The following is a 25,869-nucleotide window of genomic DNA, read 5'->3' as shown; positions in this document are numbered from 1 at the left end:
ACGGACAACCGTCCTCAGGCCGTCACGCCCTTGGCCACGTCCGCGTACTCCTCGATCTGGTCGAAGTTCATGTAGCGGTACACGCTGGCGGCGTCCTTGTTGATGATGCCCATCTCGGCGTGGTACTCGGCCACGGTCGGGATGCGGCCCAGCTTGGACGCGATGGCCGCCAGTTCGGCCGAGGCCAGGAACACGTTGGTGTTCTTGCCCAGGCGGTTCGGGAAGTTGCGGGTGCTGGTGCTGACCACCGTGGCGCCTTCGCGCACCTGGGCCTGGTTGCCCATGCACAGGCTGCAGCCGGGCATTTCGGTGCGTGCACCGGCGGTGCCGAAGGCCGCGTAGTGGCCTTCCTTGATCAGCTCGCTCTGGTCCATCTTGGTGGGCGGCGCCACCCACAGCTTCACCGGGATGTCGCGCTGGCCGCCCAGCAGCTTGGCCGCGGCGCGGAAGTGGCCGATGTTGGTCATGCAGCTGCCAATGAAGGCTTCGTCGATCTTGGTGCCGGCCACTTCGGACATGAACTTGGCGTCGTCCGGGTCGTTCGGGCAGCAGACGATGGGCTCCTTGATGTCGGCCAGATCGATCTCGATCACGGCCGCGTACTCGGCGTCCTTGTCGGCTTCGAGCAGCTGCGGGTTCGCCAGCCAGGCCTCGACCTTCTCGATGCGGCGCTGCAGGGTTTTGGCGTCCTGGTAGCCGTCGGCGATCATGTTCTTCATCAGCACGATGTTGCTGGTGAGGTATTCCTTGATCGGCTCGGGGTTGAGCTTGATGGTGCAGCCCGCGGCCGAGCGCTCGGCGCTCGCGTCGGACAGCTCGAAGGCCTGTTCCACCTTGAGGTCGGGCAGCCCTTCGATCTCGAGGATGCGGCCCGAGAACACGTTCTTCTTGCCGGCCTTGGCCACGGTCAGCAGACCGGCCTTGATGGCGTACAGCGGGATCGCGTGCACCAGATCGCGCAGCGTCACGCCGGGCTGCATCTGGCCCTTGAAGCGCACCAGCACCGACTCGGGCATGTCCAGCGGCATCACGCCGGTGGCGGCGCCGAAGGCCACGAGGCCCGAGCCGGCGGGGAAGCTGATGCCGATCGGGAAGCGGGTGTGCGAGTCGCCACCGGTGCCCACGGTGTCGGGCAGCAGCAGGCGGTTGAGCCAGCTGTGGATCACACCGTCGCCGGGGCGCAGGGCCACGCCGCCGCGGTTGCTGATGAAGGCGGGCAGCTCGCGGTGGGTCTTCACGTCCACGGGCTTGGGATAGGCCGCGGTGTGGCAGAACGACTGCATCACGAGGTCGGCGCTGAAGCCCAGGCAGGCCAGGTCTTTCAGTTCGTCGCGCGTCATGGGGCCGGTGGTGTCCTGGCTGCCCACGGTGGTCATCTTGGGCTCGCAGTAGGTGCCGGGGCGCACGCCCTGGCCTTCGGGCAGACCGACCGCGCGGCCCACCATCTTCTGCGCCAGCGTGAAGCCGGCCTTGCTCGCGGCCGGGGCCTGCGGCAGGCGGAACGCGGTGGAGGCCGGCAGGCCCAGGAACTCGCGCGCCTTGGCGGTCAGGCTGCGGCCGATGATGAGGTTGATGCGGCCGCCGGCACGCACCTCGTCGAGCAGCACGTCGCTCTTGAGCGCGAACGTCGCCACCTCGGCGCCGTTCTTGGTGATCTTGCCGTCGTAGGGCAGCACCTCGATCACGTCACCCATTTCGAGCTTGCTCACGTCCACTTCGATCGGCAGCGAGCCCGAGTCTTCCTGCGTGTTGAAGAAGATGGGCGCGATCTTGCCGCCGAGCGTGACGCCGCCAAAGCGTTTGTTGGGCACGAAGGGGATGTCCTGGCCCGTGGCCCAGATCACCGAGTTGGTGGCCGACTTGCGCGAGGAGCCGGTGCCCACCACGTCGCCCACGTAGGCCACGAGGTGGCCCTTCTTTTTGAGGTCCTCGATGAACTGCATCGGGCCGCGCTTGCCGTCTTCCTCGGGCTTGAACGCCGCGTCGGCACGCGTGTTCTTGAGCATGGCGAGGTAGTGCAGCGGGATGTCCGGGCGGCTCCACGCATCGGGCGCGGGCGAGAGGTCGTCGGTGTTGGTCTCGCCGGGCACCTTGAACACGGTGACGGTGATGCTCTTGGGCACTTCGGGGCGCGAGGTGAACCACTCGGCATCGGCCCAGCTCTTCATCACTTCCTGCGCCTTGGCGTTGCCGGCCTTGGCCTTGGCCGCCACGTCGTTGAAGTAGTCGAACATCAGCAGGGTCTTCTTCAGGCCCTCGGCCGCCACGGCGGCCACGCCCGGGTCGTCGAGCAGCTCGATCAGCGGGTGCACGTTGTAGCCGCCCACCATGGTGCCCAGCAGCTCGGTGGCCTTGGCCTTGTCGATCAGGCCCACCTGAATGTCGCCGTGGGCCACGGCCGCCAGGAAGCTGGCTTTGACCTTGGCCGCGTCGTCCACGCCGGGCGGCACGCGGTGCGTGAGCAGCTCCAGCAGGAAGGCTTCTTCGCCACCGGGCGGGGTCTTGATCAGCTCGATCAGGTCGGCCACCTGCTGCGCCGAAAGCGGCAGCGGCGGAATGCCCAGCGCGGCGCGTTCGGCGGCGTGGGCGCGGTAGTCGGCGAGGAAGTTGGACATGGGGTTTCTCCGTGGGACAAACAAATGAGGGGTCAGGTGGCGGCGAACAGGGCTTGCACCGGCGCGGGCAGGCCGCGCCCGGTGCGTTGGGCGCGTTCGAGCACCTGCCAGTAGTAGCGGTAGCTCGCGCGGTCGTGCAGGCGGCCACCCACCTGCACCGGCGCCCAGGCCGCGGCAGCGGCGCGCTCGATGACGGTGGCGGCTTCGTCCACCTCGTCGGCCGCGGGCGTGAAGGCCGCGACGATGGGGCGGATCTGGTCGGGGTGGATGCTCCACATGCGCGTGAACCCGAGTTCGTGCGCGGCGCGGCGCGCAGCGGTCTGCAGCGCGGCCAGGTCCTTGAACTCGGTGACCACGCCGTGCGCGGGCACCTTGCCGTGCGCGTGGCAGGCGCTGGCGATCTCGATCTTGGCGCGCAGCACCAGCGGGTGGCTGAACTGGCCCTGCGAGCTCATGCCGGCCGAGGGTATGGCCCCGCCGTGCGCGGACACGAAATCCATCAGGCCGAAGCTCAGGCTCTGCAGACGCGGGTGGGCCGCGATGTCGAAGGCGCGGTGCACCGCGGCGGGCGATTCGATGAGCGCGTGCAGCGCGAGCGTGGGGGCGCCAGCCGCATCGAGCAGGGCCGCGGCGCGGTCCACGTCGGCCACCGATTCGACCTTGGGCAGCATCACGTGGCACAGCCGGGCGCCCGCGCGGCCCACGATGTGGGCGATGTCGGCCTCGAAAGCCGGGTGGTCGACCGCGTGCACGCGCACCGCGACGCGCGCACCCGGTGGCGCCGACAGCGCGAGTTCGGTGACCAGCGCGGCGTGTTCGGCCTCGCCGCCCACCGGGGCGCCGTCTTCGCAGTCCAGGGTGACGTCGAACACGCAGGCGCCGAACTCGTCGGCGAGTTCGGCCTGCAGCGACAGGCTCTTGCGCATGCGCGCCTCGACCCCGCTGTAATGGTCACAGACCGGCAGCGCGATGGCGCCGGCCTGGGGCCCGAGCAGGATGGTGCGAGGGTTCACGCGCAGGGGCTGGATCAGAGCAGGTGCTTGACGCCGTCCTGCTCGCCCACGAGCTCGGCCAGGGTCTTGTCGATGCACTTCTGGCTGAACTCGTCGATGGGCAGGCCTTCGACGATCTTGTACTTGCCGCCTTCGGTGGTCACCGGGAAGCCGAACATCACGTCCTTGGGGATGCCGTACTCGCCGTTGGAGGGCACGCCCATGGTGACCCACCTGCCGTTGGAGCCCAGGGCCCAGTCGCGCATGTGGTCGATGGCGGCGTTGGCGGCCGAGGCGGCCGACGACAGGCCACGCGCTTCGATGATGGCCGCGCCACGCTTGCCCACGGTGGGCAGGAACACGGTTTCGTTCCAGACCTGGTCGTTGATCAGGTCTTTCACGCTCTTGCCGCCGATGGTGGCGAAGCGGTAGTCGGCGTACATGGTGGGCGAGTGGTTGCCCCACACGGTGAGCTTCTCGATCTCGCCGACCTTGCCACCGGTCTTGGCGGCGATCTGGCTGGCGGCGCGGTTGTGGTCCAGGCGCAGCATGGCGGTGAAGTTCTCGCGCGGCAGGTTGGGCGCGCTCTTCATGGCGATGTAGGCGTTGGTGTTGGCGGGGTTGCCGACCACCAGCACCTTCACGTCGCGGCTGGCCACGGCGTTCAGGGCCTTGCCCTGGGCGGTGAAGATCTGGGCGTTGGCGGCCAGCAGGTCGGCACGCTCCATGCCGGGGCCGCGGGGACGGGCGCCCACGAGCAGCGCGTAGTCGGTGTCCTTGAAGGCGGTCATCGGGTCGGCGTGGGCTTCCATGCCGGCCAGCAGCGGGAAGGCGCAGTCTTCGAGTTCCATCATCACGCCCTTGAGCGCCTTCTGGGCCTTCTCGTCCGGGATCTCCAGCAGTTGCAGGATCACGGGCTGGTCCTTGCCGAGCATTTCGCCGGAGGCGATGCGGAACAGCAGGGCGTAGCCGATCTGGCCGGCGGCGCCGGTGACGGCGACGCGAACGGGCTTCTTGGTCATGGTGGGAGCTCCAGGGATGGGTGTTGGAATGTGGAGGGACCGGGGCCGCTGGAACGGCGCGCCACGCGGGGTATCGGTGGCGGCGATCGGGGCTTGAGTCGGGCGGGAGTGTACCCGCGTAAACCCTAGGCGGTCAATTTGTCTTATGTCTTATATAAGATATCATTGGCCTCCGCGGCACCGCGCCGCCCATACCCCCCATGGCCACATCGCCCTCTCCTTCCGACACAACCCAACCGGGTGATGGCAGCACCGCTGCCGAGTCGGGGGCGCCTGCGTTCAGTCCGCTGTACCAGCAGATCAAGGGTCTGATCCTGCGCAGCCTGCAGGCCGGCGAGTGGAAACCCGGCGACATGATCCCGAGCGAGTTCGACCTCGCTGCGCGCTACAAGGTCAGCCAGGGCACGGTGCGCAAGGCCATCGACGAACTCGCCACCGACAACCTCGTGGTGCGGCGCCAGGGCAAGGGCACTTTTGTGGCCACCCACGCCGAGCAGCACATCCAGTTCCGCTTCCTTCGCCTGCTGCCCGACCAGGGCACGCTCGACGAGCAGGGCCCGGCCGAGCGCCAGATCATCGACTGCCGCCGCCTGCGCGCGAGCGCCGAGGTGGCGCGCCAGCTCGGTCTGCGCACCGGTGACGGCGTGCTGCAGGTGCGCCGCGTGCTGGCCTTCGGCGGCACGCCCGCGATCCTCGAAGAGATCTGGCTGCCCGGCGGCCCCTTCAAAGGGCTCACCATCGACACCCTGGCCAGCGACAAGGGCCCCATGTACGCGCTGTTCGAATCGCAGTTCGGCGTGCGCATGGTGCGCGCGGTCGAGAAGCTCAAGGCCGTGAGCGCCGATGCCGAAGCGGCCGAACGCCTGGCCGTCGCGCCTGGCCATCCGCTGCTCAGCGTGGAGCGGCTGGCCTTCACCTACAACGACACCCCCATGGAGCTGCGCCGGGGCCTTTACCGCACCGACGCACGCCACTACCGCAATGAATTGAGCTGAGAACCCGCGTACGGCACTTCGGTACCGGCTTGTCAGGTACACGACGGCCTGCTGCGTTGCAATAGAATTTGCCCGCTCCTGGTGCGAGTTACGAACGAGTTACCAGCGAGTTGCCAAACCCCTTCCCCCGCCCGAGCGCCTTTCCCACGAAAGCCCCATCCATGCCCGAGTTGACCAACAAGCGGCCCGAGTTCCGCAACATCAACGCGTTCAAGGATCTCACCACCTACCGCCTGCCCGCCGCAGGCTGGGTGTCGATCCTGCACCGCGTCAGCGGCCTGTTGATGTTCCTGTTGCTGCCACTGATCGTGTGGCTGTTCGACACCTCGGTGTCGTCCGAGATCTCCCACGACGTGTTCGTCGGCGCCTTCGAGGGCGGCATCGGCTTCGTGCCGGGCTGGTTCCTCAAGCTCGTGGTGCTTGCCCTCATCTGGGCCTACCTGCATCACTTCATCGCCGGTGTGCGCCACCTCTGGATGGACGCCACCCACGCCGTGACCAAGTCGTTCGGCAAGTCCTCGGCCGTGGTCACGCTGGTGCTGAGCATCGGCCTGACCGTCGTGCTGGGCGCCAAGCTGTTCGGCCTGTACTGATCGCCCGCGAGGTTCTTCCCATGTCCGTCAACTACGGTTCCAAACGCGTCGTCACCGGCGCCCACTACGGCATGCGCGACTGGCTCGCGCAACGCATCACGGCCGCGCTCATGGCGCTGTTCACCCTCGTGGTGCTCGCCAAGGTGCTGTTCACCAGCGGCCCGCTCGGCTATGAAGGCTGGGCCGGCATCTTCGCCCCGCAATGGATGAAGGCCCTCACCTTTGCGGTGTTCGTGGCCCTGGCCTACCACGTGTGGGTCGGCGTTCGCGACATCTGGATGGACTACGTCAAGCCCGCGGGCCTGCGCGTCGTCATGCACGTGTTCACCCTGGTCTGGCTGCTGGCCTGCCTTGGCTGGGCAGTCCAAGTTCTCTGGAGAATCTGAGTCATGTCCGCCCCCACCCCTGTCAACAAGCGCCAGTTCGACGTCGTCATCGTCGGTGCCGGTGGCTCCGGCATGCGCGCCTCGCTGCAGCTCGCGCGCGCCGGCCTCAAGGTCGCCGTGCTGTCCAAGGTCTTCCCCACGCGTTCGCACACCGTGGCTGCGCAAGGCGGCATCGGCGCCTCGCTCGGCAACATGAGCGAAGACAACTGGCACTACCACTTCTACGACACCATCAAGGGCTCCGACTGGCTCGGTGACCAGGACGCCATCGAGTTCATGTGCCGCGAAGCACCCAAGGTGGTGTACGAGCTCGAGCACATGGGCATGCCGTTCGACCGCAACCCCGACGGCACCATCTACCAGCGCCCGTTCGGCGGCCACACCGCCAACTACGGCGAGAAGGCCGTGCCGCGCGCCTGTGCCGCGGCCGACCGCACCGGCCACGCCATGCTGCACACGCTGTACCAGCAGAACGTGGCGGCGCGCACCACCTTCTTCGTCGAATGGATGGCGCTCGACCTGGTGCGCGATGCCGAGGGCGACGTGGTGGGCGTGACCGCGCTCGAGATGGAGACCGGCGAGGTCTACCTGCTCGAAGCCAAGACCACGCTGCTGGCCACGGGCGGCGCGGGCCGCATCTTCGCGGCCTCGACCAACGCCTTCATCAACACCGGCGACGGCCTGGGCATGGCCGCGCGCGCGGGCATCCCGCTGCAGGACATGGAGTTCTGGCAGTTCCACCCCACCGGCGTGGCCGGCGCGGGCGTGCTGCTCACCGAGGGTTGCCGCGGTGAAGGCGCCTTCCTGGTCAACAGCGAAGGCGAGCGCTTCATGGAGCGCTATGCGCCCACGCTCAAAGACCTGGCGCCGCGCGACTTCGTCTCGCGCTGCATGGACCAGGAAATCAAGGAAGGCCGTGGCTGCGGTCCCAACAAGGACTACGTGCTGCTGAACTTCAGCTACCTCAGCGCCGACACGATCCACAAGCGCCTGCCTTCGGTGTACGAGATCGGCGTGAACTTCGCCAACGTCGACATCACGCGCGAGCCGATCCCGGTCGTGCCCACCATCCACTACCAGATGGGCGGCATCCCGACCAACATCAATGGCCAGGTCGTCACGCCCGACGGCAACGGTGGCCAGAAGGTGGTCAACGGCCTGTACGCGGTAGGCGAATGCTCCTGCGTGAGCGTGCACGGCGCCAACCGCCTGGGCACCAACTCGCTGCTCGACCTGCTGGTGTTCGGCCGCGCGGCCGGCAACCACATCGTGCAGTACAACGACAAGAACAAGACCCACAAGCCCGTGCCCAAGGACGGCGCCGACTTCACGCTCGCCCGACTGGCGCGCCTGGACAACGCCACCACCGGCGAATACGCGCAGGACGTCGCCAACGACATCCGCTCGGCCATGCAGCAGCACGCCGGCGTGTTCCGCACCCAGGCCGGCATGGACGAAGGCGTGCAGAAGATCAATGCCATCCGCGAGCGCGTGAAGGCGATCGGTCTGAAGGACAAGTCCAAGGTCTTCAACACCGCGCGCATCGAAGCGCTGGAAGTCGAGAACCTGATCGAGTGCGCCCAGGCCACCATGACCTCGGCCGCCGCCCGCAAGGAATGCCGCGGCGCGCACACCGTGTACGACTACGAGCGTCCCGCCGACGACGCCCAGTACCCGCTGGGCCGCAACGACGCCGAGTGGATGAAGCACACCCTGTGGCACAGCGCCGACAACTCGCTGACCTACAAGCCGGTGAACCTCAAGCCGCTCACCGTCGAATCCGTCCCGCCCAAGGTCCGCACCTTCTGAAGCCGCTTACGGAGCAACCCATGGCACTTCGCACTTTCAAGATCTACCGCTACGACCCCGAGAAGGACGCCAAGCCCTACATGCAGACCATCCAGGTCGAGCTCGACGGGCACGAGCGCATGCTGCTCGACGCGCTGATGAAGCTCAAGGCCGTGGACCCGTCCATCTCGTTCCGCCGCTCGTGCCGCGAAGGCGTGTGCGGCTCGGACGCGATGAACATCAACGGCAAGAACGGCCTGGCCTGCCTGACCAACATGAACACGCTCAAGGGCGACATCGTGTTGAAGCCCCTGCCCGGCCTGCCGGTGGTGCGCGACCTGATCGTGGACATGACGCTGTTCTTCAAGCAGTACCACAGCATCAAGCCCTACCTCATCAACGACAGCATCGCGCCCGAGAAAGAGCGCCTGCAGTCGCCCGAAGAGCGTGAAGAGCTCAACGGCCTGTACGAGTGCATCCTGTGCGCGAGCTGCTCCACGAGCTGCCCGAGCTTCTGGTGGAACCCCGACAAGTTCGTGGGCCCCGCCGGCCTGCTGCAGGCCTACCGCTTCATCGCCGACAGCCGCGACCAGGCCACGGGCGAGCGCCTCGACAACCTCGAGGATCCGTACCGCCTGTTCCGCTGCCACACCATCATGAACTGCGTGGACGTCTGCCCCAAGGGCCTGAACCCCACCAAGGCGATCGGCAAGATCAAGGAAATGATGGTGCTGCGCTCGGTCTGACCGAGGCCATCGAAGACCCCCATGAGCGGCACCGACGACGCCCTCCTCGACCCGCGCGGCCTGAGCAAGCTGCGTTGGCGGTGCCGCCGTGGACTGCTCGAGAACGACCTGTTCATCGAGCGCTTTTTTGCCCGTCACGCCGAAGGCCTGACGGTGCGCCAGGCCGATGCCCTGGGCCTGCTGATGGACCTGTCGGACAACGACCTGCTCGATCTGCTGCTCGGCCGCAAGCCCCTCTCGGGCGAACTCGCACGCGACGACGTGACGCAAGTGCTCGCACTGCTGCGCGACGTCAGCCCCACCTCCAGTACCAAGGAACCTGCATGAAACTCGTCGACAACAAGGCCACCCTGACGTTCTCCAACGGCAGCCCCAGTGTCGATCTGCCGGTGTACGCCGGCAACATCGGCCCCGATGTGATCGACATCCGCAAGCTGTACGCGCAGACGGGCATGTTCACGTATGACCCGGGGTTCCTGTCCACCGCTTCGTGCCAGTCGGCCATCACCTACATCGACGGCGACAAGGGCGAGCTGCTGTACCGCGGCTACCCCATCGAGCAGCTCGCCACGCACTGCGACTACCTCGACGTGTGCTACCTGCTGCTCAAGGGCGAACTGCCCGACGAGACACAGCGCACCGACTTCCACAAGCTCGTGACCAACCACACCATGGTCAACGAGCAGATGCAGTTCTTCCTGCGCGGCTTCCGCCGCGATGCCCACCCCATGGCCGTGCTCACGGGCCTGGTGGGCGGTCTGTCGGCCTTCTATCACGACAGCACCGACATCAACAACCCGCAGCACCGCGAGATCTCGGCGATCCGCCTGATCGCCAAGATGCCCACGCTGGTGGCCATGGCCTACAAGTACGGCGTCGGCCAGCCCTACATGTACCCGCGCAACGAGCTGTCCTACGCGGGCAACTTCCTGCGCATGATGTTCGGCGTGCCCTGCGAGGACTACAAGGTCAACCCGGTGCTCGAGCGCGCGCTCGACCGCATCTTCATCCTGCACGCCGACCACGAGCAGAACGCCTCCACCTCCACCGTGCGCCTGTGCGGCTCGTCGGGCACCAACCCCTTCGCGGCCATCGCGGCCGGTGTGGCCTGCCTCTGGGGCCCCGCGCACGGCGGCGCGAACGAGGCCTGCCTGAACATGCTCGAAGACATCCAGCGCAACGGCGGCGTGGCCAAGGTCGGCGAGTTCATGGAGAAGGTCAAGGACAAGAACTCCGGCGTCAAGCTCATGGGCTTCGGCCACCGCGTGTACAAGAACTACGACCCGCGCGCCAAGCTCATGCAGGAAACCTGCAACGAGGTGCTCGAGGAGCTGGGCCTGGGCAACGACCCGCTGTTCAAGCTCGCCAAAGAGCTCGAGAAGATCGCCCTCGAAGACGACTACTTCGTGCAGCGCAAGCTCTACCCGAACGTCGACTTCTACTCGGGCATCGTGCAGCGCGCGATCGGCATCCCGGTCAACCTGTTCACCGGCATCTTCGCGCTGGCCCGCACCGTGGGCTGGATCGCGCAGCTCAACGAGATGATCAGCGACCCCGAGTACAAGATCGGCCGTCCGCGCCAGCTCTTCACCGGTTCGGTGCGCCGCGACGTGCCGGCCGCCGCCAAGAAGTGATCGGCGTCTGCGCCTGATCCGCTCACGCCCGCCCTGGCGCTTCGCCACGGCGGGCGTGGTTTTTTCGCCGCGCACGTAAAATCGTCGGCCGGCCCACGAACCGCCGCACCGAGACAAGCCATGGCCCGCACGCTCTACGACAAGATCTGGGACGAACACGTCGTCCACACCGAAGAAGACGGCACCGCCGTTCTCTACATCGACCGCCACCTGGTGCACGAAGTCACCAGCCCGCAGGCCTACGAGGGCCTGCGCCAGGCCGGCCGCAAGGTCTGGCGCGTGAGCTCGGTGGTGGCCACGGCCGACCACAACACGCCCACCACGGGCTGGGAGCGCGGCTACGACGGCATCGCCGACCCGATCAGCAAAGAGCAGATCACCACGCTCGACGCCAACATCGCCGAGTTCGGCGCCGCGGCCTTCTTCCCCTTCCTGTCGCAGCGCCAGGGCATCGTGCACGTGATTGGCCCCGAGAACGGCGCCACCCTGCCTGGCATGACCGTGGTCTGCGGCGACTCGCACACCAGCACGCACGGTGCCTTCGGTGCGCTGGCGCACGGCATCGGCACCAGCGAGGTCGAGCACGTGCTGGCCACGCAGACCCTGCTGGCCAAGAAGGCCAAGAACATGCTGATCAAGGTGGAAGGCGCCCTGGCCAGGGGCGTCACCGCCAAGGACGTCGTGCTCGCCATCATCGGCCGCATCGGCACCGCGGGCGGCACGGGCTACACCATCGAATTCGCGGGCAGCGCCATCCGCGGCCTGTCCATGGAAGGCCGCATGACGGTGTGCAACATGGCCATCGAGGCCGGGGCGCGCGCCGGCCTGGTGGCCGTGGACGACAAGACCATCGAGTACGTGAAGGGCCGCCCGCTGGCGCCCACCGGCGTGGAATGGGAGCAGGCCGTGGCCTACTGGCGCACGCTGCACTCCGACCCGGGGGCGCACTTCGACACCGTGGTCGAACTCGATGCGGCCCAGATCGTGCCGCAGGTCACCTGGGGCACCTCGCCCGAGATGGTGCTGGGCATCGACGCGCGCGTGCCCGATCCCGACAAGGAAAAGGACGCCAGCAAGCGCGGCGCCATCGAGCGCGCGCTGCAGTACATGGGCCTGGAGCCCGGCAAGCCGCTCAACGACATCTTCGTGGACAAGGTCTTCATCGGCTCGTGCACCAACAGCCGCATCGAAGACATGCGCGAGGCGGCGGCCATGGTGAAGAAGCTCGGCCAGAAAGTGGCCAAGAACGTCAAGCTCGCCATGGTGGTGCCGGGCTCGGGCCTGGTGAAGGCCCAGGCCGAGCGCGAAGGCCTGCACGAGATCTTCCGGGCCGCGGGCTTCGAATGGCGCGAGCCCGGCTGCAGCATGTGCCTGGCCATGAACGCCGACCGCCTCGAGCCCGGCGAGCGCTGCGCCTCCACCAGCAACCGCAACTTCGAAGGCCGCCAGGGCGCTGGTGGCCGCACCCACCTCGTGTCGCCCGCCATGGCGGCCGCCGCCGCGGTGCACGGTCATTTCGTCGACGTTCGCACCCTCGCCTGAACGCCTCCATTCCACCGTCCAAGGAGCATCGCATGAAGACCATCGCTTCCATCGCCGCGCTGGTGGCCCTGTGCATCGGCCTCACCGCCTGCAACACCTGGAGTGGCGTCAAGCAGGACGCCAAGGAAGTCGGCCAGGCCGCCGGCCGTGGCATCGAGAAAGCCGGCGAAAAGATCCAGGACGTCGCCAAGTAACGCCCCCACCATGCAGAAGTTCACCGTGCACAAGGGCCTCGTGGCCCCCATGGACCGCGAGAACGTCGACACCGACGCCATCATCCCCAAGCAGTTCCTCAAGTCGATCCGCAAGACGGGCTTCGGTCCCAACCTGTTCGACGAGTGGCGCTACCTCGACAAGGGCGAGCCGGGCCAGGACCCTGCCGCGCGCAAGCCCAACCCCGACTTCGTGCTCAACGAGCCGCGCTACGCGGGCGCGTCCATCCTGCTGGCGCGCAAGAACTTCGGTTGTGGTTCGAGCCGCGAGCACGCGCCCTGGGCCATCGAGCAGTACGGCTTTCGCGCGCTGATCGCGCCGAGCTTTGCCGACATCTTCTTCAACAACTGCTTCAAGAACGGCCTGCTGCCCATCGTGCTGCCAGAGACCACCGTGGCGCGGCTGTTCGATGAGGTGGCCGCCTTCCCGGGCTACGAGCTCAGCATCGACCTCGAGCGCCAGGTGATCGTCGAGCCGCAGGGCAATCAGATCCCCTTCGACGTGCAGCCCTTCCGCAAGTACTGCCTGCTCAACGGGCTGGACGACATCGGCCTGACGCTGCGGCACAAGGACAAGATCACCCAGTTCGAAGCGCAGCGCCTCGCCACCAAGCCCTGGCTGGCCCACACCCTCGCCGGCTGATTGCCCCATCCCATGAAAATTGCAGTTCTCCCCGGTGACGGCATCGGCACCGAAATCGTCGCCGAAGCGGTCAAGGTCCTCGACACGCTCGACCTGAAGTTCGAGATGGAAACCGCCCTGGTGGGCGGCGCGGCCTACGAGGCCCACGGCCATCCGTTGCCCGAGTCCACGCTCAAGCTGGCCATGGCCGCCGACGCCGTGCTGTTCGGCGCCGTGGGCGACTGGAAGTACGACAAGCTCGACCGCCCGCTGCGCCCCGAGCAGGCCATCCTGGGCCTGCGCAAGCACATGGGCCTGTTCGCCAATTTCCGCCCCGCCATCTGCTACCCCGAGCTCGTGGGCGCCTCCAGCCTCAAGCCCGAGGTGATCTCGGGCCTGGACATCCTCATCATCCGCGAGCTCACGGGCGACATTTACTTCGGCCAGCCGCGGGGCCGCCGCACCGCCGTCGACGGCCACTTCCCCGGTGCCGAGGAAGCCTTCGACACCATGCGCTACAGCAAGCCCGAGATCGAGCGCATCGCGCACGTCGCCTTCCAGGCCGCGCGCAAGCGCAACAAGAAGGTCACGAGCGTGGACAAGGCCAACGTGCTCGAGACCTTCCAGTTCTGGAAAGACGTGGTGACCGAGGTGCACGCCCAGTACCCCGACGTGGAGCTGGAGCACATGTACGTGGACAACGCCGCCATGCAACTGGTGCGCGCGCCCAAGAAGTTCGACGTGGTGGTGACCGGCAACATGTTCGGCGACATCCTGTCCGACGAGGCCTCGATGCTCACCGGCTCCATCGGCATGCTGCCCTCGGCCTCGCTGAACACCAAGAGCCAGGGCCTGTACGAGCCGAGCCACGGCAGCGCGCCCGACATCGCGGGACAAGGCATCGCCAATCCTCTGGCTACAATCCTGTCCGCTGCCATGATGCTCCGTTTCTCTCTCAACCAGCCCGAAGCTGCCGCCCGCATTGAATCTGCGGTGGGCAGCGTGCTCGCGTCTGGCTTGCGCACGGCCGACATCTGGTCGCCTGGCACCACGAAGGTCAGCACCCGCGACATGGGTGACGCCGTCGTGGCCGCCATCACCAAAACCATTAAGGGCTGATCTCAGCTCCGGTTCGTCACGCCCACCCCCGGCACGACGAGCCGGGGGCAAACGGTTTTTCAACTGAAAAGGGCAATGTCATGACGAAACTCGTGGGACTCGTGGGCTGGCGCGGCATGGTCGGCTCCGTGCTGATGGACCGCATGGTCGAAGAAAAAGACTTCGACCTCATCGAACCCCTGTTCTTCTCCACCTCCAACGCCGGCGGCGCCGCCCCGGCCATGGCGAAGAACGAAAGCAAGCTGCAGGACGCGCACGACATCGAGGCGCTCAAGCGCTGCGACATCGTCATCACCTGCCAGGGCGGCGACTACACCAACGAGGTGTTCCCCAAGCTGCGTGCCGCGGGCTGGAACGGCCACTGGATCGACGCCGCGTCCTCGCTGCGCATGAAGGACGACGCGGTCATCGTGCTCGACCCGGTCAACCTGCCCGTGATCCAGAACGCGCTGGCCAAGGGCGGGCGCAACTGGATCGGCGGCAACTGCACCGTGAGCTGCATGCTCATGGGCGTGGGGGCGCTGTACAAGGCCGGCCTGGTCGAGTGGATGAGCACCCAGACCTACCAGGCCGCCAGCGGCGGCGGCGCCCAGCACATGCGCGAGCTGCTCACGCAGTACGGCACGCTCAACGCCGAGGTTCGCAGCCTGCTCGACGACCCCAAGAGCGCGATCCTCGAGATCGACCGCAAGGTGATCGCCAAACAGCGCAACCTGTCCGACGCCGAGACCGCCAACTTCGGCGTGCCCCTGGGCGGTTCGCTCATTCCCTGGATCGACAAGGACCTGGGCAACGGCATGTCCAAGGAAGAGTGGAAGGGCATGGCCGAGACGAACAAGATCCTCGGCCAGGGCGAAGGCTTCGGCAGTGCCGCCGTGCCGGTCGACGGCTTCTGCGTGCGCGTGGGTGCCATGCGCTGCCACTCGCAGGCCCTGACCTTCAAGCTCAAGAAAGACGTGCCGCTGGCCGACATCGAAGCCATGATCGCGGCCGACAACGCCTGGGTGAAGGTGGTGCCCAACACCCGCGAAGCCACGCTGCGCGACCTCACGCCCGTGGCCGTGACGGGCACCATGACGATCCCCGTGGGACGGCTGCGCAAGATGGCCATGGGCCCCGAGTACCTGGGCGCCTTCACCATCGGCGACCAGCTGCTGTGGGGCGCGGCCGAGCCGCTGCGCCGCATGCTGCGCATCCTGCTGCAGGGCTGATCCGGCGGCGCCTCGATAGGGCATGGTCTCCTGGTCACGTTGCACACCCGCAACGTGACCAGACGCACGTTCAGTGACGAGCGGTAGGCTCCGAAACTCAAGCGGATTCTCAGCTTGTAACCGTAATGCGTTGATGCTATGGTCAATTCTCGGATTTTGACGTCGAGGTAACAGTGCCAGCCCACCCCCGCCACACCCCATCGCCGCTGACTGCGCCCGTGTCAAAACGCACGGGCCGCCGCGGCCTTGCGAGCCTGCACGCGATCGCGGCCGCGGCGCTGGTGTCCACGCTGCTGCTGCAGCCCGGCGACGCGCAAGCGCTCGCCCTGGGTCGTGTGATCGTGCAGTCGGCGCTTGGCGAACCGCTGCGCGCCGAGATCGACGTCCCCGACATCACACCCGCCGAAGCGTCGAGCCTGCGCATCGGCCTCGCCCCGAGCGCCACCTACCGCAGCGCCGGCGTCGAGATCAACCCCTCGCTCAGCCAGCTGGAAGTCACGCTGCAGCGCCGCGCCGATGGCCGTGCCTACCTGCGCCTGCGCAGCCCGAACCCGATCAACGACCCCTTCGTCGACCTGATCATCGAAGCCAACTGGGCCAGCGGCCGCCTGGTGCGCGACTACACGCTGCTGTTCGACCCGCCCAACCTGCGCGCGGCCGCGCCCGCCCCGGCGCCGATCGCCCCGGTGACGCCTGCGCCGCGCGCGAGCGCGCCGGCCCCTGCGCCCGCTCCGGCCGTGGTGGCGCCCGCTCCGGCGCCCGCGGCCAGTGCACCCGCAGCAGCCCCCAGAGCCCCGGCCTCCGCAGCGGCTCCGGCCGGCGCCGACACGCCGCGCCAGGTGACCGTGCAGCGCGGCGACACGGCCGGCCGCATCGCCGCCCAGAACAAGCCCGCCGGCGTTTCGCTCGACCAGGTGCTGGTCGCGATGCTGCAGGCCAATCCCAATGCCTTCATCGACGGCAACGTCAACCGCATCCGCGCCGGTGCCGTGATCGATCTGCCCGGCCGTGAAGCCGCCGCCGCGGTGAACGCCACCGAGGCGCGCCAGACCATCGCCGCCCAAAGCCGCGACTTCGACGAGTACCGCCGCCGGCTGGCGGGTTCGGCACCGGCCGCCCAGGTCGAGGCCGCCGACCGCCGCGCCGCCGGCCGCGTGCAGACCGAGGTGCAGGACCGCGCCGCCCCCGCGCCGTCGACCGACCGCCTCACGCTCAGCCAGCCGCAGGGCGGTGCCGCGGGCGAAGCCAAGATCGCCCAGCAGCGCCAAGCGCAGGACACGGCCCAGCGCTCGGCCGAACTGAGCCGCAACATCGAAGAACTGTCCAAACTGGGGCAGCAGGCGGCTGCGCCTGCGGCGCCGGCACCGGCGCCCGCGCCCGCTCCGGCGGCTGCACCGGCTGCACCGGCTGCACCGGCTGCACCCGCCGCGCCTGCCCCTGCCGCACAAGCGCCTGCCGCGGCCCCTGCGCCCGCCGCACCGGCACCGGCCCCGGCGGCCGAAGCACCCGCTGCCGCCCCGGCGCCCGCACCCGCCGCCGAAGCGCCGGCCGCAGCCCCTGCCCCGGCACCCGCCCCCGCAGCGCCCACGGTCACGGCCCCGACGCCGCCCGTGCCGCCCGCGCCGGCTGGCGACGAACCCGGCTTCCTCGGCAGCCTCACCGAGAACCCGCTGCTGCTGCCCGCCGCGGGCGGCCTGCTGGCCCTGCTCGCGGGCCTGGGTCTGTGGCGCGTGCGCCAGCGCAAGACGGCGTCCAACGTCGACAGCTCCTTCCTCGAAAGCCGCCTGCAACCCGACTCGTTCTTCGGCTCCAGCGGCGGCCAGCGCATCGACACCGCAGAGGCATCGGCCTCGGGCTCGTCCATGGTCTATTCGCCCAGCCAGCTCGACGCGGCGGGCGACGTCGACCCGGTGGCCGAGGCCGACGTGTACCTCGCCTATGGCCGCGACCTGCAGGCCGAGGAGATCCTCAAGGAAGCGATGCGCAGCACGCCCACGCGCGTGGCCATCCACACCAAGCTGCTCGAGATCTACGCCAAGCGCCGCGACGCGCGCGCGTTCGAGGTCGTCGCCAGCGAGGCCTTCGGGCTCACGCAGGGCATGGGCGCCGAATGGGAGCGCGCCTGCGAGCTGGGCCGCGAACTCGACCCCGGCAACCCGCTGTACCAGCCGGGGGGCCACCCGGTGTCCAAGCCCGGCGCCGCCGGCACGGCCACCATGGGGCTGCACCCCGCGCCCTTCGCACCGAGCACCGTCAACATGGTGGCCGGCGCGGGGGCGGCCGCGGGCGCTGCCGGCGCGCTCGACCTCGACCTCGATTTCTCGCTCGATGAAAGCCCCGCCGCGCCCGAATCGCGGCCGCCCGAATCGCCCACCTCCAACCTCGACGACCTCGAGGCCACGGCAGCGCTCACGGCCGAGCCCGCCGCCAGTGGCCCGCCGTCGATGTTCGACCTCGACGACCTGCCCGACCCCTCACCTGCGGTGCACGAGCGCGCCGAGACCGCACCCGTGACGCTCGAAGTGCCCAGCCTCGATCTGGACAACAGCGACCCGGCCGTGGCCGAGCCGAATTTCGACCTCGACCTGGGCGAGCCGCTTGCACCGCCTGCGGTGGCGGCCGAACCCACGCCCGTGTCGGGCATGATGGACTTCAACCTCGGCGACCTGAACCTCGATCTCGGCGACGGCACGGGCAAGGCCCCCGAAACCGAAACCGTGGCCCCCACGCCGGCCGAGCTCACCGAAGAGAACCCGCTCGAAACCAAGCTCTCGCTGGCCGAGGAGTTCCGCGCCATCGGCGACTTCGAAGGCGCGCGCTCGCTCGCCGAAGAGGTGCTGGCCGAGGCCTCGGGCCCGCTCAAGTCCAAGGCCAGCACCTTCCTGGCCGACCTGGCCTGACGCCATCGCTTGACCGTCACCGACGTCCCCTCCCCCGCCACGCCCAGCCCGATGCAACGCATCGCGCTGGGCGTGAGCTTTAACGGCCGGCCTTTCGATGGCTGGCAGAGCCAGCCCAGCGGCAACACGGTGCAGGACCACCTCGAACAGGCCCTGGCCCGCTTCTGCGACCGCCCCGGCGTGAACACCCTGTGCGCCGGCCGCACCGACGCCGGCGTGCACGGCCTCATGCAGGTGGTGCACTTCGACACCCCGCTGCGCCGCAGCGAGTACGCCTGGGTGCGCGGCACCAACAGCTTCCTGCCGCCCGAAATCGCGGTGCAGTGGGCGCGTGAGGTGCCTGCGGCCTTTCACGCGCGCGCCAGCGCGGTGGCCCGGCGCTACGCCTACGTGCTGCTCGAATCGCCCGTGCGGCCCAGCGTGGACAACGGCCAGGTGGGCTGGGTGTTCCGCCCGCTGTCACAGCCGGCCATGCAGGCCGCGGCCGACGCGCTGCTGGGCGAACACGACTTCACCTCCTTTCGCGCCTCGCAGTGCCAGGCGCACACGCCGGTGAAAACGCTGCGCCGCATCGAGATCTCGCGCCGCGGCGCCTACTGGCGTTTCGAGTTCGAGGCCAACGCCTTTCTGCACCACATGATCCGCAACATCATGGGCTGCCTGATCGCCATCGGCAGCGGCAACCGCCCACCCGAATGGATGGCCGAGGTGCTGGCCGCGCGCAGCCGCGACGCCGCCGCGCCCACCTTCTCCCCCGACGGCCTTTACTTTCTCGGCCCGGTCTACGATGCCGCCTGGGGCCTGCCCGAGCGCACCCCCGCCTTCGACTGGCTGCCATGACCCTCCCCCCGCACCGCACCCGCATCAAGTTCTGCGGCCTCACGCGCGAAGCCGACGTGGACGCCGCCGTGCAGGCCGGCGCCGACGCCGTGGGCTTCGTGCTCTACCCGCCCAGCCCGCGCTTCGTGACGCCCGAGCGCGCAGGCGAACTGGCGCGCCGCCTGCCTGCCTTCGTCACGCCGGTGCTGCTGTTCGTCAACGCGCAGGCCGACGAGATCGCGCGCGGCGTGCAGGCCGTGCCCCAGGCCCTGCTGCAGTTCCATGGCGACGAATCTCCCGCCGACTGCGCCGCGCCGGCACGGCCCCACCTGCGCGCCGCGCGCATCCCGACCGGTGACGCGGGGAAAAGCTTCGATCTCCTACAATTCGCCGACCGCTTCGCCTCCGCGCAGGCCATCCTGCTCGACGCCCACGTCGAGGGCTTCGGGGGCGGCGGCCAATCCTTCGACTGGACGGTCTTCCCTTGGTCACACCCGCGTCTAAACGCCAGCTCTCGCCTCGTTTTGTCTGGTGGACTCACGCCTGCAAACGTGACCGATGGCATTCGCCTCGTGCGGCCCTGGGCCGTTGACGTGAGTTCCGGCATCGAGGTGTCCAAGGGCATCAAGAGCGCCGACCTGATGCAGGCCTTCGTGGCCGCCGTGCGCGCCGCCGATGCGGCGCCCCTCCGACCGAGCTGAGCCCCGCACCGGGGACAGCCGGGCCACCCCCGACAGGATTCCCCCATGCAGACCCCTTACCAGCAACCCGACGCCCGCGGCCATTTCGGCATCTACGGCGGCAGCTTCGTGAGCGAAACGCTCACCCACGCGATCAACGAACTCAAGGCCGCGTACGCGAAGTACCAGCACGACCCCGAGTTCCTGGCCGAATTCCGGCGCGAGCTCGCGCACTTCGTGGGCCGACCCAGCCCGGTCTACCACGCCGCGCGCACCAGCCGCGAAATGGGCGGCGCGCAGATCTTCCTCAAGCGCGAAGACCTCAACCACACCGGCGCGCACAAGGTCAACAACACCATCGGCCAGGCCATGCTGGCGCGCCGCATGGGCAAGCCGCGCATCATTGCCGAGACCGGCGCCGGCCAGCACGGCGTGGCCACGGCCACCATCTGCGCGCGCTACGGCCTGGAATGCGTGGTCTACATGGGCAGCGAAGACGTCAAGCGCCAGAGCCCCAACGTCTACCGCATGAAGCTGCTCGGCGCCACCGTGGTGCCCGTGGAAAGCGGCAGCAAGACGCTGAAAGACGCGCTCAACGAGGCCATGCGCGACTGGGTCGCCAATGTGGACAACACCTTCTACATCATCGGCACCGTGGCCGGCCCGCACCCCTACCCGATGATGGTGCGCGACTTCCAGAGCGTGATCGGCGAGGAATGCATCAAGCAGATGCCCGAGATGCTGCGTGACGCCGGTTGCAGCGGCGAGCAGCCCGATGCGGTGGTGGCCTGCGTGGGCGGCGGCAGCAACGCCATGGGCATCTTCCACCCCTACATTCCCTTCGAGGGCACGCGCCTGATCGGCGTCGAGGCCGCGGGCGAAGGTCTGGACAGCGGCAAGCACTCGGCCTCGCTGCAAAAGGGCAGCCCCGGCGTGCTGCACGGCAACCGCACCTACGTGCTGCAGGACGACAACGGCCAGGTCACCGAAACGCACAGCGTGAGCGCGGGCCTGGACTACCCGGGCGTCGGCCCCGAACACGCCTTCCTCAAGGACATCGGCCGCGCCGAGTACGTCGGCATCACCGATGCCGATGCCCTCGACGCCTTCCACTACCTGTGCCGCACCGAGGGCATCATCCCCGCGCTCGAATCGAGCCACGCCGTGGCCCACGCGCTCAAGCTCGCCAAAACCATGAAGCCCACGCAATCCATCCTGGTCAACCTCTCGGGCCGTGGCGACAAGGACATCGGCACCGTGGCCGACCTGGCCAAGGCCGACTTCTATTGCCGCCCGAGCTGCCGCGGCCAGTCGGTCAAGGGGGGCGAAGCCACCATCGAGGTGAAGCGATGAGCCGCATCCAGCCCACGCTGTCGGCCCTGCAGGCGCAAGGCCGCAAAGCGCTCATTCCCTACGTCACGGCCGGCTTCCCGTATGCCGACATCACGGTCGACCTGATGCACGGCATGGCCGAAGCCGGGGCCGACGTGATCGAGCTCGGCGTGCCCTTCTCCGACCCTTCGGCCGACGGCCCCGTGATCCAGAAGGCGGGCGACCGGGCGCTGGCGGCCGGCATCGGCCTGGTGCAGGTGCTGGCCATGGTCAAGCGCTTCCGCGAGCGCAACCAGAACACCCCGGTGGTGCTCATGGGCTACGCCAACCCGGTGGAGCGCTACGACCAGAAACACGGCGCCGGCGCCTTCGTGAACGACGCCGCCGATGCGGGCGTGGACGGCGTGCTGGTGGTCGACTACCCGCCCGAGGAGTGCGAGGACTTCGCGCAAGCCCTGCGCGCGCGCGGCATGGACCTCATTTTCCTGCTCGCCCCCACCTCGACCGACGAGCGCATGGCGCAGGTGGCGCGCGTGGCCAGCGGCTACGTGTACTACGTGTCGCTCAAGGGCGTGACGGGCGCGGGCACGCTCGACGTGGGGCAGGTCGAGGCCATGCTCCCGCGCATCCGCCAGCACGTGAGCATTCCCGTGGGCGTGGGTTTCGGGATCCGCGACGCCGACACCGCGCGCGCCATCGGCCGCAGCGCCGACGCCGTGGTGATCGGCAGCAAGCTGATCCAGCTCATCGAGGACGAGCCCCACGAAAAAGTGGTGCCCGTCGCCGTCCAGTTCCTGCGCACAATCCGAAAAGCGCTGGACGCATAATCCGCCCTCCTCCCCTGGAGTACCGCATGTCCTGGCTCGAAAAACTGCTCCCCCCCAAGATCTCCCCCACCGACCCCACCGAGCGCCGCAGCGTGCCCGAAGGCCTGTGGGTGAAATGCCCGAGCTGCGAGGCCGTTCTATACAAGAACGACCTCGAGAAGAACCAGAACGTGTGCCCCCACTGCTCGCACCACCACCGCATCGGTGCGCGCGCCCGCCTCAACGCCTTCCTCGACGCCGAGGGCCGCTACGAGATCGGGCAGGAGGTGCTGCCCGTGGACGCGCTGAAGTTCAAGGACAGCCGCAAGTACCCCGAGCGCCTGAAAGAAGCCCTGGAGAGCACCGGCGAGACCGACGCGCTGATCGTCATGGGCGGTGCGGTCAAGGGCATCAGCCTGGTGGCCGCGTGCTTCGAGTTCGACTTCATGGGCGGCTCCATGGGCTCGGTGGTCGGCGAGCGCTTCGTGCGCGGCGTCGAGGAAGCCATCGCGCAGAAGGTGCCCTTCCTGTGCTTCACCGCCACCGGCGGGGCGCGCATGCAGGAAGGCCTGCTCTCGCTGATGCAGATGGCCAAGACCAACGCCGCGCTCACGCGCCTGGCCAAGAAGGGCCTGCCCTACATCAGCGTGCTCACCGACCCCACCATGGGCGGCGTGAGCGCCGGCTTCGCCTTCGTGGGCGACGTGGTCATCGCCGAGCCCAAGGCCCTGATCGGCTTCGCGGGCCCGCGCGTGATCGAGAACACCGTGCGCGTGAAGCTGCCCGAGGGCTTCCAGCGTGCCGAATTCCTGCAGACCAAGGGCGCGGTCGACTTCATCTGCGACCGTCGCGAACTCGCGGGCACCGTGGCCAACCTGCTGGCCATGCTGCAGCGCCAGAGCGCCGACGCGGTGGTGAACGATTGAGCAGCGGCCCGGCGGCCGAAGCACTCAAGCTCTCGCAGCTGCCCCTTTTCCCGTTGCAGACCGTCCTGTTCCCGGGCGGCTGGTTGCCGTTGCGCATCTTCGAGGTGCGTTACCTCGACATGATCGGCCGCTGCCACAAGGCGGGCGCGCCCTTCGGCGTGGTCTGCCTGAGCCAGGGCAGCGAGGTGCGCCGGCTCGACCCGGGCGCACCGCCCGGGGGTGACGGCTTCGCCAAAGAGGTGTTCCACCCGGTCGGCGTGCTGGCGCAGATCGAATCGCTCGAAAAGCCGCAACCCGGCCTGTTCATGATCCGCTGCCGCGGCCTGCAGCGCTTCGAGGTGATGCGCCGCAGCCAGTTGCCGCACGGCCTGTGGGTGGCCGACGTGGCCCTGCAGCCCGCCGACACGGCGGTGGCACCGCCCGACGAATTGCGCCCCACGGTCGAAGGCCTGCGGCGCGTGCTCGCCAACCTGCAGGAGCGCCACGCCGACGCGCTCGACCAGCTGCCGATCCAGCCGCCCTACCTCTGGGACGACGCGGGCTGGGTCGCCAACCGCTGGGCCGAGCTGCTGCCCACGGCGCCCGAGCTCAAGCAGCGCCTGATGGCGCTCGACAACCCCCTGCTGCGGCTCGAGCTCGTGGCCGACCTGCTCGAAAAGCTCGGCCTCGACCGCTGAGGCCCCGCGGGCCTTGCCCTCAGGGCAGCAGCGACAGCGCGTGCATGTAGCGCGCGCTCACCATCAGCTCGTCCCAGGGCATGGCCGGCCCGGACGGCAGCAGCGCACGCCGGCGCTCGTCGCTGGCCGGCGAGGGCTGCCAGTCGCCCTGCACCGCCGCGCGCGACAAGGCCTCGATCGCCTCGTCGATCGGCTGTCCGCCGTCGACCACGCTCTGGTTGCACAGCAGCACCATGTCGCAGCCCGCCGTGAGCGCGGCCAGCGCGGCTTCGCCAAAGCTCACCGGGCGGCCTTCGATCTCGCGCGCCGCGGCCATGCCGAGGTCGTCGCTGAACACCGCACCGGTGAAGCCCAGGCGATCGCGCAGCACGTCCTGCAGCCAGCGCGCCGAAAAGCCCGCGGGCCGGCGATCGACCTTGGGGTAGATCACGTGCGCGGGCATCACCGCGCTCAGGCTCGCCGACAGCCAGGCGTAGGGCTGGGCATCGTCGGCCAGGATGGCCTTGAGCGAACGCGGATCGCGCGGGATTTCGTGGTGCGTGTCGCCCTGCACGTGGCCGTGACCGGGAAAGTGCTTGCCGCAGTTGGCCATGCCGGCCTGGCGCATGCCGTGCATGAGCGCCTGTGCGAGCAGGCCCACCACGCGCGGGTCGCGGCCGAAGGCGCGGTTGCCGATGACCGAATTGCCCACGTGGTCGAGGTCGAGCACGGGCGCGAAGCTGAGGTCGACGCCGCAGGCGCGCAGCTCGGCGCCCAGCACATAACCGGCCGCAGTGGCCGCGTTGACCGCGCGCATGGCGGCGTCGCCGTCGCCCGCGCCCGACAGCCACAGCTCGCCGAAGGCGGCCATGGGCGGCAGGGGCGTGAAGTCGTCGGTGCGGAAGCGCTGCACGCGGCCACCTTCGTGGTCCACGGTAATCAGCAGGTCTTCGCGCACGGCCTTGATCTCGGCGCACAGCGCACTGAGCTGGGCGCGGTCGCGCCAGTTGCGGCCGAACAGCGTGAGGCCGCCCACGATCGGGTGCGCGAGGCGCTGGCGGTCGCTGTCGGTGAGCGCGTGGCCGGCGATGTCGATGAGGAGCGGGGCGTGCAGGGTCATGGGGTGCGGGGGTCGGTCTGTTCAACGACGACGAAACTTGCGGCGTAGTCGGTCTCGTCGGTCACGGTCACGTGGGCGCGCAGGCCGCGGGCTTCGAACCAGGTCTTGAGTTCGCCGTGCAGCACGATCACGGGCTGGCCGCTGGGGAGGTTGGCGATCTCGCAGCGTCGCCAGCTCATGGGCATGCGCATGCCCAGGCCGATGGCCTTGGAGAAGGCCTCCTTGGCCGAGAAGCGCGTGGCCAGGTAGCTCAGGCCGCGCGCGGGCCAGCGCGCGCGGCGCCGTTCCCAGACCGCGTACTCGGCGTCGCTGAGCACCTTGCGCGCGAAGCGATCGCCCTGGCGCTCGAAGGTGGCACGCACGCGGCGCAGGTCGCAGATGTCGGTGCCGATGCCGTAGATCATGCGAAGGCGTCGGCGATGCAGCGGTTGTAGGCGCGGATGGTCTCGGCATAGCCGAGCTCGAGCGCATCGGCGATCAGCGCGTGGCCGATCGAGACCTCGCTCACGCCGGGCACGGCGCGCAGGAAGTCGGTGAGGTTGTCGCGGTTGAGGTCGTGGCCCGCGTTCACACCCAGGCCGGCGTCGAGCGCAGCCTGGGCGGCCTGCGCGAAGCGGCGCAGCTGCCCGGCGCGCGCGGGCGTGGCGTGCGCGGCCGCGTAGGGCTCGGTGTAGAGCTCGATGCGGTCGGCCCCCACCGCTCGGGCTGCGGCCATCTGGTCGGCCTCGGCGTCCATGAACAGGCTCACGCGCACGCCCAGCGCGCGGCACTCGTCGATCAGCGGGCGCAGCCGCCCGGCGTCGTCGGGAAAGCGCCAGCCATGGTCGCTCGTGAACTGGCCCTCGGCATCGGGCACGAAGGTCGCCTGGTGCGGGCGCAGCGCGCGCACGAAGTCCATGAGGTTGTGGAAGGGGTTGCCCTCGATGTTGAACTCGCGCCCGGGCCAGGCCTTGAGCAGCGCGGCGAGGTCGTGCACGTCGTGCGCGCGGATGTGGCGCTCGTCGGGCCGCGGGTGCACGGTGATGCCGGCGGCACCGGCCTCGAGGCACAGCGTGGCCGCGCGCGTGACCGAGGGGATGCCCAGGTGGCGCGTGTTGCGCACCAGGGCGACCTTGTTGAGGTTGACCGACAGCGCGGTGCGGGCATGGGCCAT

25 protein-coding genes are annotated in these 25,869 nt (G+C 68.8%); 19 read left to right on the top strand and 6 right to left on the bottom strand.

What is annotated here, in order from left to right:
* Window positions 1–14: 14 nt before the first annotated feature.
* Genes acnB through G9Q37_RS02230 form a run of 3 tightly spaced genes read right to left on the bottom strand, consistent with a single transcriptional unit; the run spans window position 15 to window position 4,629 of the window.
* Window positions 15–2,615 (bottom strand): bifunctional aconitate hydratase 2/2-methylisocitrate dehydratase, encoded by a 2,601-nt coding sequence (acnB, locus tag G9Q37_RS02240; protein WP_166223969.1) that lies wholly within the window; start codon window positions 2,613–2,615, stop codon window positions 15–17.
* Between the two features lie 32 nt (window positions 2,616–2,647).
* Entirely contained in the window at window positions 2,648–3,634 is a 987-nt protein-coding gene (locus G9Q37_RS02235) for an HpcH/HpaI aldolase/citrate lyase family protein (RefSeq protein WP_166230864.1), read from the bottom strand.
* Window positions 3,635–3,642: 8 nt separating this feature from the next.
* Entirely contained in the window at window positions 3,643–4,629 is a 987-nt protein-coding gene (locus G9Q37_RS02230; protein ID WP_166223967.1) for a malate dehydrogenase, read from the bottom strand.
* A 200-nt stretch (window positions 4,630–4,829) separates the two neighbouring features.
* Here G9Q37_RS02230 and G9Q37_RS02225 point away from each other — a divergent pair, with 200 nt between their 5' ends.
* The 19 genes from G9Q37_RS02225 (at window position 4,830) to G9Q37_RS02135 (ending at window position 23,617) form a co-directional block, all read left to right on the top strand.
* Window positions 4,830–5,624 carry a GntR family transcriptional regulator gene (locus tag G9Q37_RS02225; RefSeq protein ID WP_166223964.1) on the top strand — a complete coding sequence of 265 codons (795 nt, stop codon included), beginning with the start codon at window positions 4,830–4,832 and terminating at the stop codon, window positions 5,622–5,624.
* A gap of 161 nt (window positions 5,625–5,785) precedes the next feature.
* Window positions 5,786–6,217 carry a succinate dehydrogenase, cytochrome b556 subunit gene (gene sdhC / locus G9Q37_RS02220; RefSeq protein ID WP_166223961.1) on the top strand — a complete coding sequence of 144 codons (432 nt, stop codon included), beginning with the start codon at window positions 5,786–5,788 and terminating at the stop codon, window positions 6,215–6,217.
* Window positions 6,218–6,237: 20 nt separating this feature from the next.
* Window positions 6,238–6,603 (top strand): succinate dehydrogenase, hydrophobic membrane anchor protein, encoded by a 366-nt coding sequence (gene sdhD / locus G9Q37_RS02215; RefSeq protein WP_166223958.1) that lies wholly within the window; start codon window positions 6,238–6,240, stop codon window positions 6,601–6,603.
* 3 nt (window positions 6,604–6,606) lie between these two features.
* Window positions 6,607–8,412 (top strand): succinate dehydrogenase flavoprotein subunit, encoded by a 1,806-nt coding sequence (gene sdhA / locus G9Q37_RS02210; RefSeq protein ID WP_166223955.1) that lies wholly within the window; start codon window positions 6,607–6,609, stop codon window positions 8,410–8,412.
* Between the two features lie 20 nt (window positions 8,413–8,432).
* The gene (locus tag G9Q37_RS02205; RefSeq protein WP_166223952.1) at window positions 8,433–9,137 is read left to right on the top strand and encodes a succinate dehydrogenase iron-sulfur subunit; all 705 of its coding nucleotides are present in this window, start codon (window positions 8,433–8,435) and stop codon (window positions 9,135–9,137) included.
* A 21-nt stretch (window positions 9,138–9,158) separates the two neighbouring features.
* Window positions 9,159–9,464, top strand: coding sequence for an FAD assembly factor SdhE (locus G9Q37_RS02200; RefSeq protein WP_166223950.1), 306 nt, complete (start codon window positions 9,159–9,161; stop codon window positions 9,462–9,464).
* A complete protein-coding gene (locus G9Q37_RS02195; RefSeq protein ID WP_166223947.1) occupies window positions 9,461–10,771 on the top strand; it encodes a citrate synthase in 1,311 nt (436 codons plus the stop codon). Before G9Q37_RS02200 ends, G9Q37_RS02195 begins: the two co-directional genes overlap by 4 nt.
* 120 nt (window positions 10,772–10,891) lie before the next feature.
* Window positions 10,892–12,313, top strand: coding sequence for a 3-isopropylmalate dehydratase large subunit (gene leuC, locus G9Q37_RS02190; protein ID WP_166223944.1), 1,422 nt, complete (start codon window positions 10,892–10,894; stop codon window positions 12,311–12,313).
* Window positions 12,314–12,345: 32 nt separating this feature from the next.
* Window positions 12,346–12,507: an entericidin EcnAB gene (locus G9Q37_RS02185; protein ID WP_166223941.1), complete on the top strand. Its 162-nt coding sequence runs from the start codon at window positions 12,346–12,348 to the stop codon at window positions 12,505–12,507.
* A gap of 10 nt (window positions 12,508–12,517) precedes the next feature.
* Entirely contained in the window at window positions 12,518–13,168 is a 651-nt protein-coding gene (leuD, locus tag G9Q37_RS02180; RefSeq protein ID WP_166223938.1) for a 3-isopropylmalate dehydratase small subunit, read from the top strand.
* 12 nt (window positions 13,169–13,180) lie between these two features.
* Window positions 13,181–14,266, top strand: coding sequence for a 3-isopropylmalate dehydrogenase (gene leuB / locus G9Q37_RS02175; RefSeq protein WP_166223935.1), 1,086 nt, complete (start codon window positions 13,181–13,183; stop codon window positions 14,264–14,266).
* 80 nt (window positions 14,267–14,346) lie between these two features.
* A complete protein-coding gene (gene asd, locus G9Q37_RS02170) occupies window positions 14,347–15,477 on the top strand; it encodes an aspartate-semialdehyde dehydrogenase (RefSeq protein WP_166223933.1) in 1,131 nt (376 codons plus the stop codon).
* A gap of 218 nt (window positions 15,478–15,695) precedes the next feature.
* Window positions 15,696–18,377 carry a FimV/HubP family polar landmark protein gene (locus G9Q37_RS02165; RefSeq protein ID WP_240936481.1) on the top strand — a complete coding sequence of 894 codons (2,682 nt, stop codon included), beginning with the start codon at window positions 15,696–15,698 and terminating at the stop codon, window positions 18,375–18,377.
* 51 nt (window positions 18,378–18,428) lie between these two features.
* The gene (gene truA, locus G9Q37_RS02160) at window positions 18,429–19,217 is read left to right on the top strand and encodes a tRNA pseudouridine(38-40) synthase TruA (protein WP_166223930.1); all 789 of its coding nucleotides are present in this window, start codon (window positions 18,429–18,431) and stop codon (window positions 19,215–19,217) included.
* Window positions 19,214–19,897 carry a phosphoribosylanthranilate isomerase gene (locus tag G9Q37_RS02155; RefSeq protein ID WP_166223927.1) on the top strand — a complete coding sequence of 228 codons (684 nt, stop codon included), beginning with the start codon at window positions 19,214–19,216 and terminating at the stop codon, window positions 19,895–19,897. Before truA ends, G9Q37_RS02155 begins: the two co-directional genes overlap by 4 nt.
* A gap of 45 nt (window positions 19,898–19,942) precedes the next feature.
* Window positions 19,943–21,229, top strand: a complete 1,287-nt coding sequence (gene trpB / locus G9Q37_RS02150) for a tryptophan synthase subunit beta (protein WP_166223924.1) — start codon at window positions 19,943–19,945, stop codon at window positions 21,227–21,229.
* On the top strand, window positions 21,226–22,035 hold the full coding sequence (gene trpA, locus G9Q37_RS02145; protein WP_166223921.1) for a tryptophan synthase subunit alpha: 810 nt from the start codon (window positions 21,226–21,228) through the stop codon (window positions 22,033–22,035). Before trpB ends, trpA begins: the two co-directional genes overlap by 4 nt.
* A 26-nt stretch (window positions 22,036–22,061) precedes the next feature.
* On the top strand, window positions 22,062–22,940 hold the full coding sequence (gene accD / locus G9Q37_RS02140) for an acetyl-CoA carboxylase, carboxyltransferase subunit beta (RefSeq protein ID WP_166223918.1): 879 nt from the start codon (window positions 22,062–22,064) through the stop codon (window positions 22,938–22,940).
* Complete coding sequence (locus tag G9Q37_RS02135) at window positions 22,937–23,617, top strand: LON peptidase substrate-binding domain-containing protein (protein WP_166223915.1); 681 nt, start codon at window positions 22,937–22,939, stop codon at window positions 23,615–23,617. The genes accD and G9Q37_RS02135 overlap by 4 nt, the downstream gene beginning before the upstream one ends.
* A gap of 19 nt (window positions 23,618–23,636) precedes the next feature.
* Here G9Q37_RS02135 and nagZ read toward each other — a convergent pair whose 3' ends face one another.
* From nagZ to G9Q37_RS02120, 3 genes are read right to left on the bottom strand one after another with little or no spacing between them, the layout of a single operon-like run.
* On the bottom strand, window positions 23,637–24,716 hold the full coding sequence (gene nagZ, locus G9Q37_RS02130) for a beta-N-acetylhexosaminidase (RefSeq protein WP_166223912.1): 1,080 nt from the start codon (window positions 24,714–24,716) through the stop codon (window positions 23,637–23,639).
* Window positions 24,713–25,120, bottom strand: coding sequence for a holo-ACP synthase (gene acpS / locus G9Q37_RS02125; protein WP_166223909.1), 408 nt, complete (start codon window positions 25,118–25,120; stop codon window positions 24,713–24,715). The genes nagZ and acpS overlap by 4 nt, the downstream gene beginning before the upstream one ends.
* Window positions 25,117–25,869, bottom strand: coding sequence for a pyridoxine 5'-phosphate synthase (locus G9Q37_RS02120; protein ID WP_166223906.1), 753 nt, complete (start codon window positions 25,867–25,869; stop codon window positions 25,117–25,119). The genes acpS and G9Q37_RS02120 overlap by 4 nt, the downstream gene beginning before the upstream one ends.

The sequence above is a fragment of the Hydrogenophaga crocea genome (assembly GCF_011388215.1).
Classification (GTDB): domain Bacteria; phylum Pseudomonadota; class Gammaproteobacteria; order Burkholderiales; family Burkholderiaceae_C; genus Hydrogenophaga; species Hydrogenophaga crocea.
The sequence above is the reverse complement of the archived record's forward strand: the minus strand, read 5'-3'. Positions and strand labels throughout refer to the sequence as shown.

Bases quoted from the DNA above. Each gene is read 5' to 3' on its own strand.
- acnB (WP_166223969.1), bottom strand. From the start codon at position 2,615: ATGTCCAACTTCCTCGCCGACTACCGCGCCCACGCCGCCGAACGCGCC.
- G9Q37_RS02230 (WP_166223967.1), bottom strand. From the start codon at position 4,629: ATGACCAAGAAGCCCGTTCGCGTCGCCGTCACCGGCGCCGCCGGCCAG.
- G9Q37_RS02225 (WP_166223964.1), top strand. From the start codon at position 4,830: ATGGCCACATCGCCCTCTCCTTCCGACACAACCCAACCGGGTGATGGC.
- sdhC (WP_166223961.1), top strand. From the start codon at position 5,786: ATGCCCGAGTTGACCAACAAGCGGCCCGAGTTCCGCAACATCAACGCG.
- sdhD (WP_166223958.1), top strand. From the start codon at position 6,238: ATGTCCGTCAACTACGGTTCCAAACGCGTCGTCACCGGCGCCCACTAC.
- sdhA (WP_166223955.1), top strand. From the start codon at position 6,607: ATGTCCGCCCCCACCCCTGTCAACAAGCGCCAGTTCGACGTCGTCATC.
- G9Q37_RS02205 (WP_166223952.1), top strand. From the start codon at position 8,433: ATGGCACTTCGCACTTTCAAGATCTACCGCTACGACCCCGAGAAGGAC.
- G9Q37_RS02200 (WP_166223950.1), top strand. From the start codon at position 9,159: ATGAGCGGCACCGACGACGCCCTCCTCGACCCGCGCGGCCTGAGCAAG.
- G9Q37_RS02195 (WP_166223947.1), top strand. From the start codon at position 9,461: ATGAAACTCGTCGACAACAAGGCCACCCTGACGTTCTCCAACGGCAGC.
- leuC (WP_166223944.1), top strand. From the start codon at position 10,892: ATGGCCCGCACGCTCTACGACAAGATCTGGGACGAACACGTCGTCCAC.
- G9Q37_RS02185 (WP_166223941.1), top strand. From the start codon at position 12,346: ATGAAGACCATCGCTTCCATCGCCGCGCTGGTGGCCCTGTGCATCGGC.
- leuD (WP_166223938.1), top strand. From the start codon at position 12,518: ATGCAGAAGTTCACCGTGCACAAGGGCCTCGTGGCCCCCATGGACCGC.
- leuB (WP_166223935.1), top strand. From the start codon at position 13,181: ATGAAAATTGCAGTTCTCCCCGGTGACGGCATCGGCACCGAAATCGTC.
- asd (WP_166223933.1), top strand. From the start codon at position 14,347: ATGACGAAACTCGTGGGACTCGTGGGCTGGCGCGGCATGGTCGGCTCC.
- truA (WP_166223930.1), top strand. From the start codon at position 18,429: ATGCAACGCATCGCGCTGGGCGTGAGCTTTAACGGCCGGCCTTTCGAT.
- G9Q37_RS02155 (WP_166223927.1), top strand. From the start codon at position 19,214: ATGACCCTCCCCCCGCACCGCACCCGCATCAAGTTCTGCGGCCTCACG.
- trpB (WP_166223924.1), top strand. From the start codon at position 19,943: ATGCAGACCCCTTACCAGCAACCCGACGCCCGCGGCCATTTCGGCATC.
- trpA (WP_166223921.1), top strand. From the start codon at position 21,226: ATGAGCCGCATCCAGCCCACGCTGTCGGCCCTGCAGGCGCAAGGCCGC.
- accD (WP_166223918.1), top strand. From the start codon at position 22,062: ATGTCCTGGCTCGAAAAACTGCTCCCCCCCAAGATCTCCCCCACCGAC.
- nagZ (WP_166223912.1), bottom strand. From the start codon at position 24,716: ATGACCCTGCACGCCCCGCTCCTCATCGACATCGCCGGCCACGCGCTC.
- acpS (WP_166223909.1), bottom strand. From the start codon at position 25,120: ATGATCTACGGCATCGGCACCGACATCTGCGACCTGCGCCGCGTGCGT.
- G9Q37_RS02120 (WP_166223906.1), bottom strand. From the start codon at position 25,869: ATGGCCCATGCCCGCACCGCGCTGTCGGTCAACCTCAACAAGGTCGCC.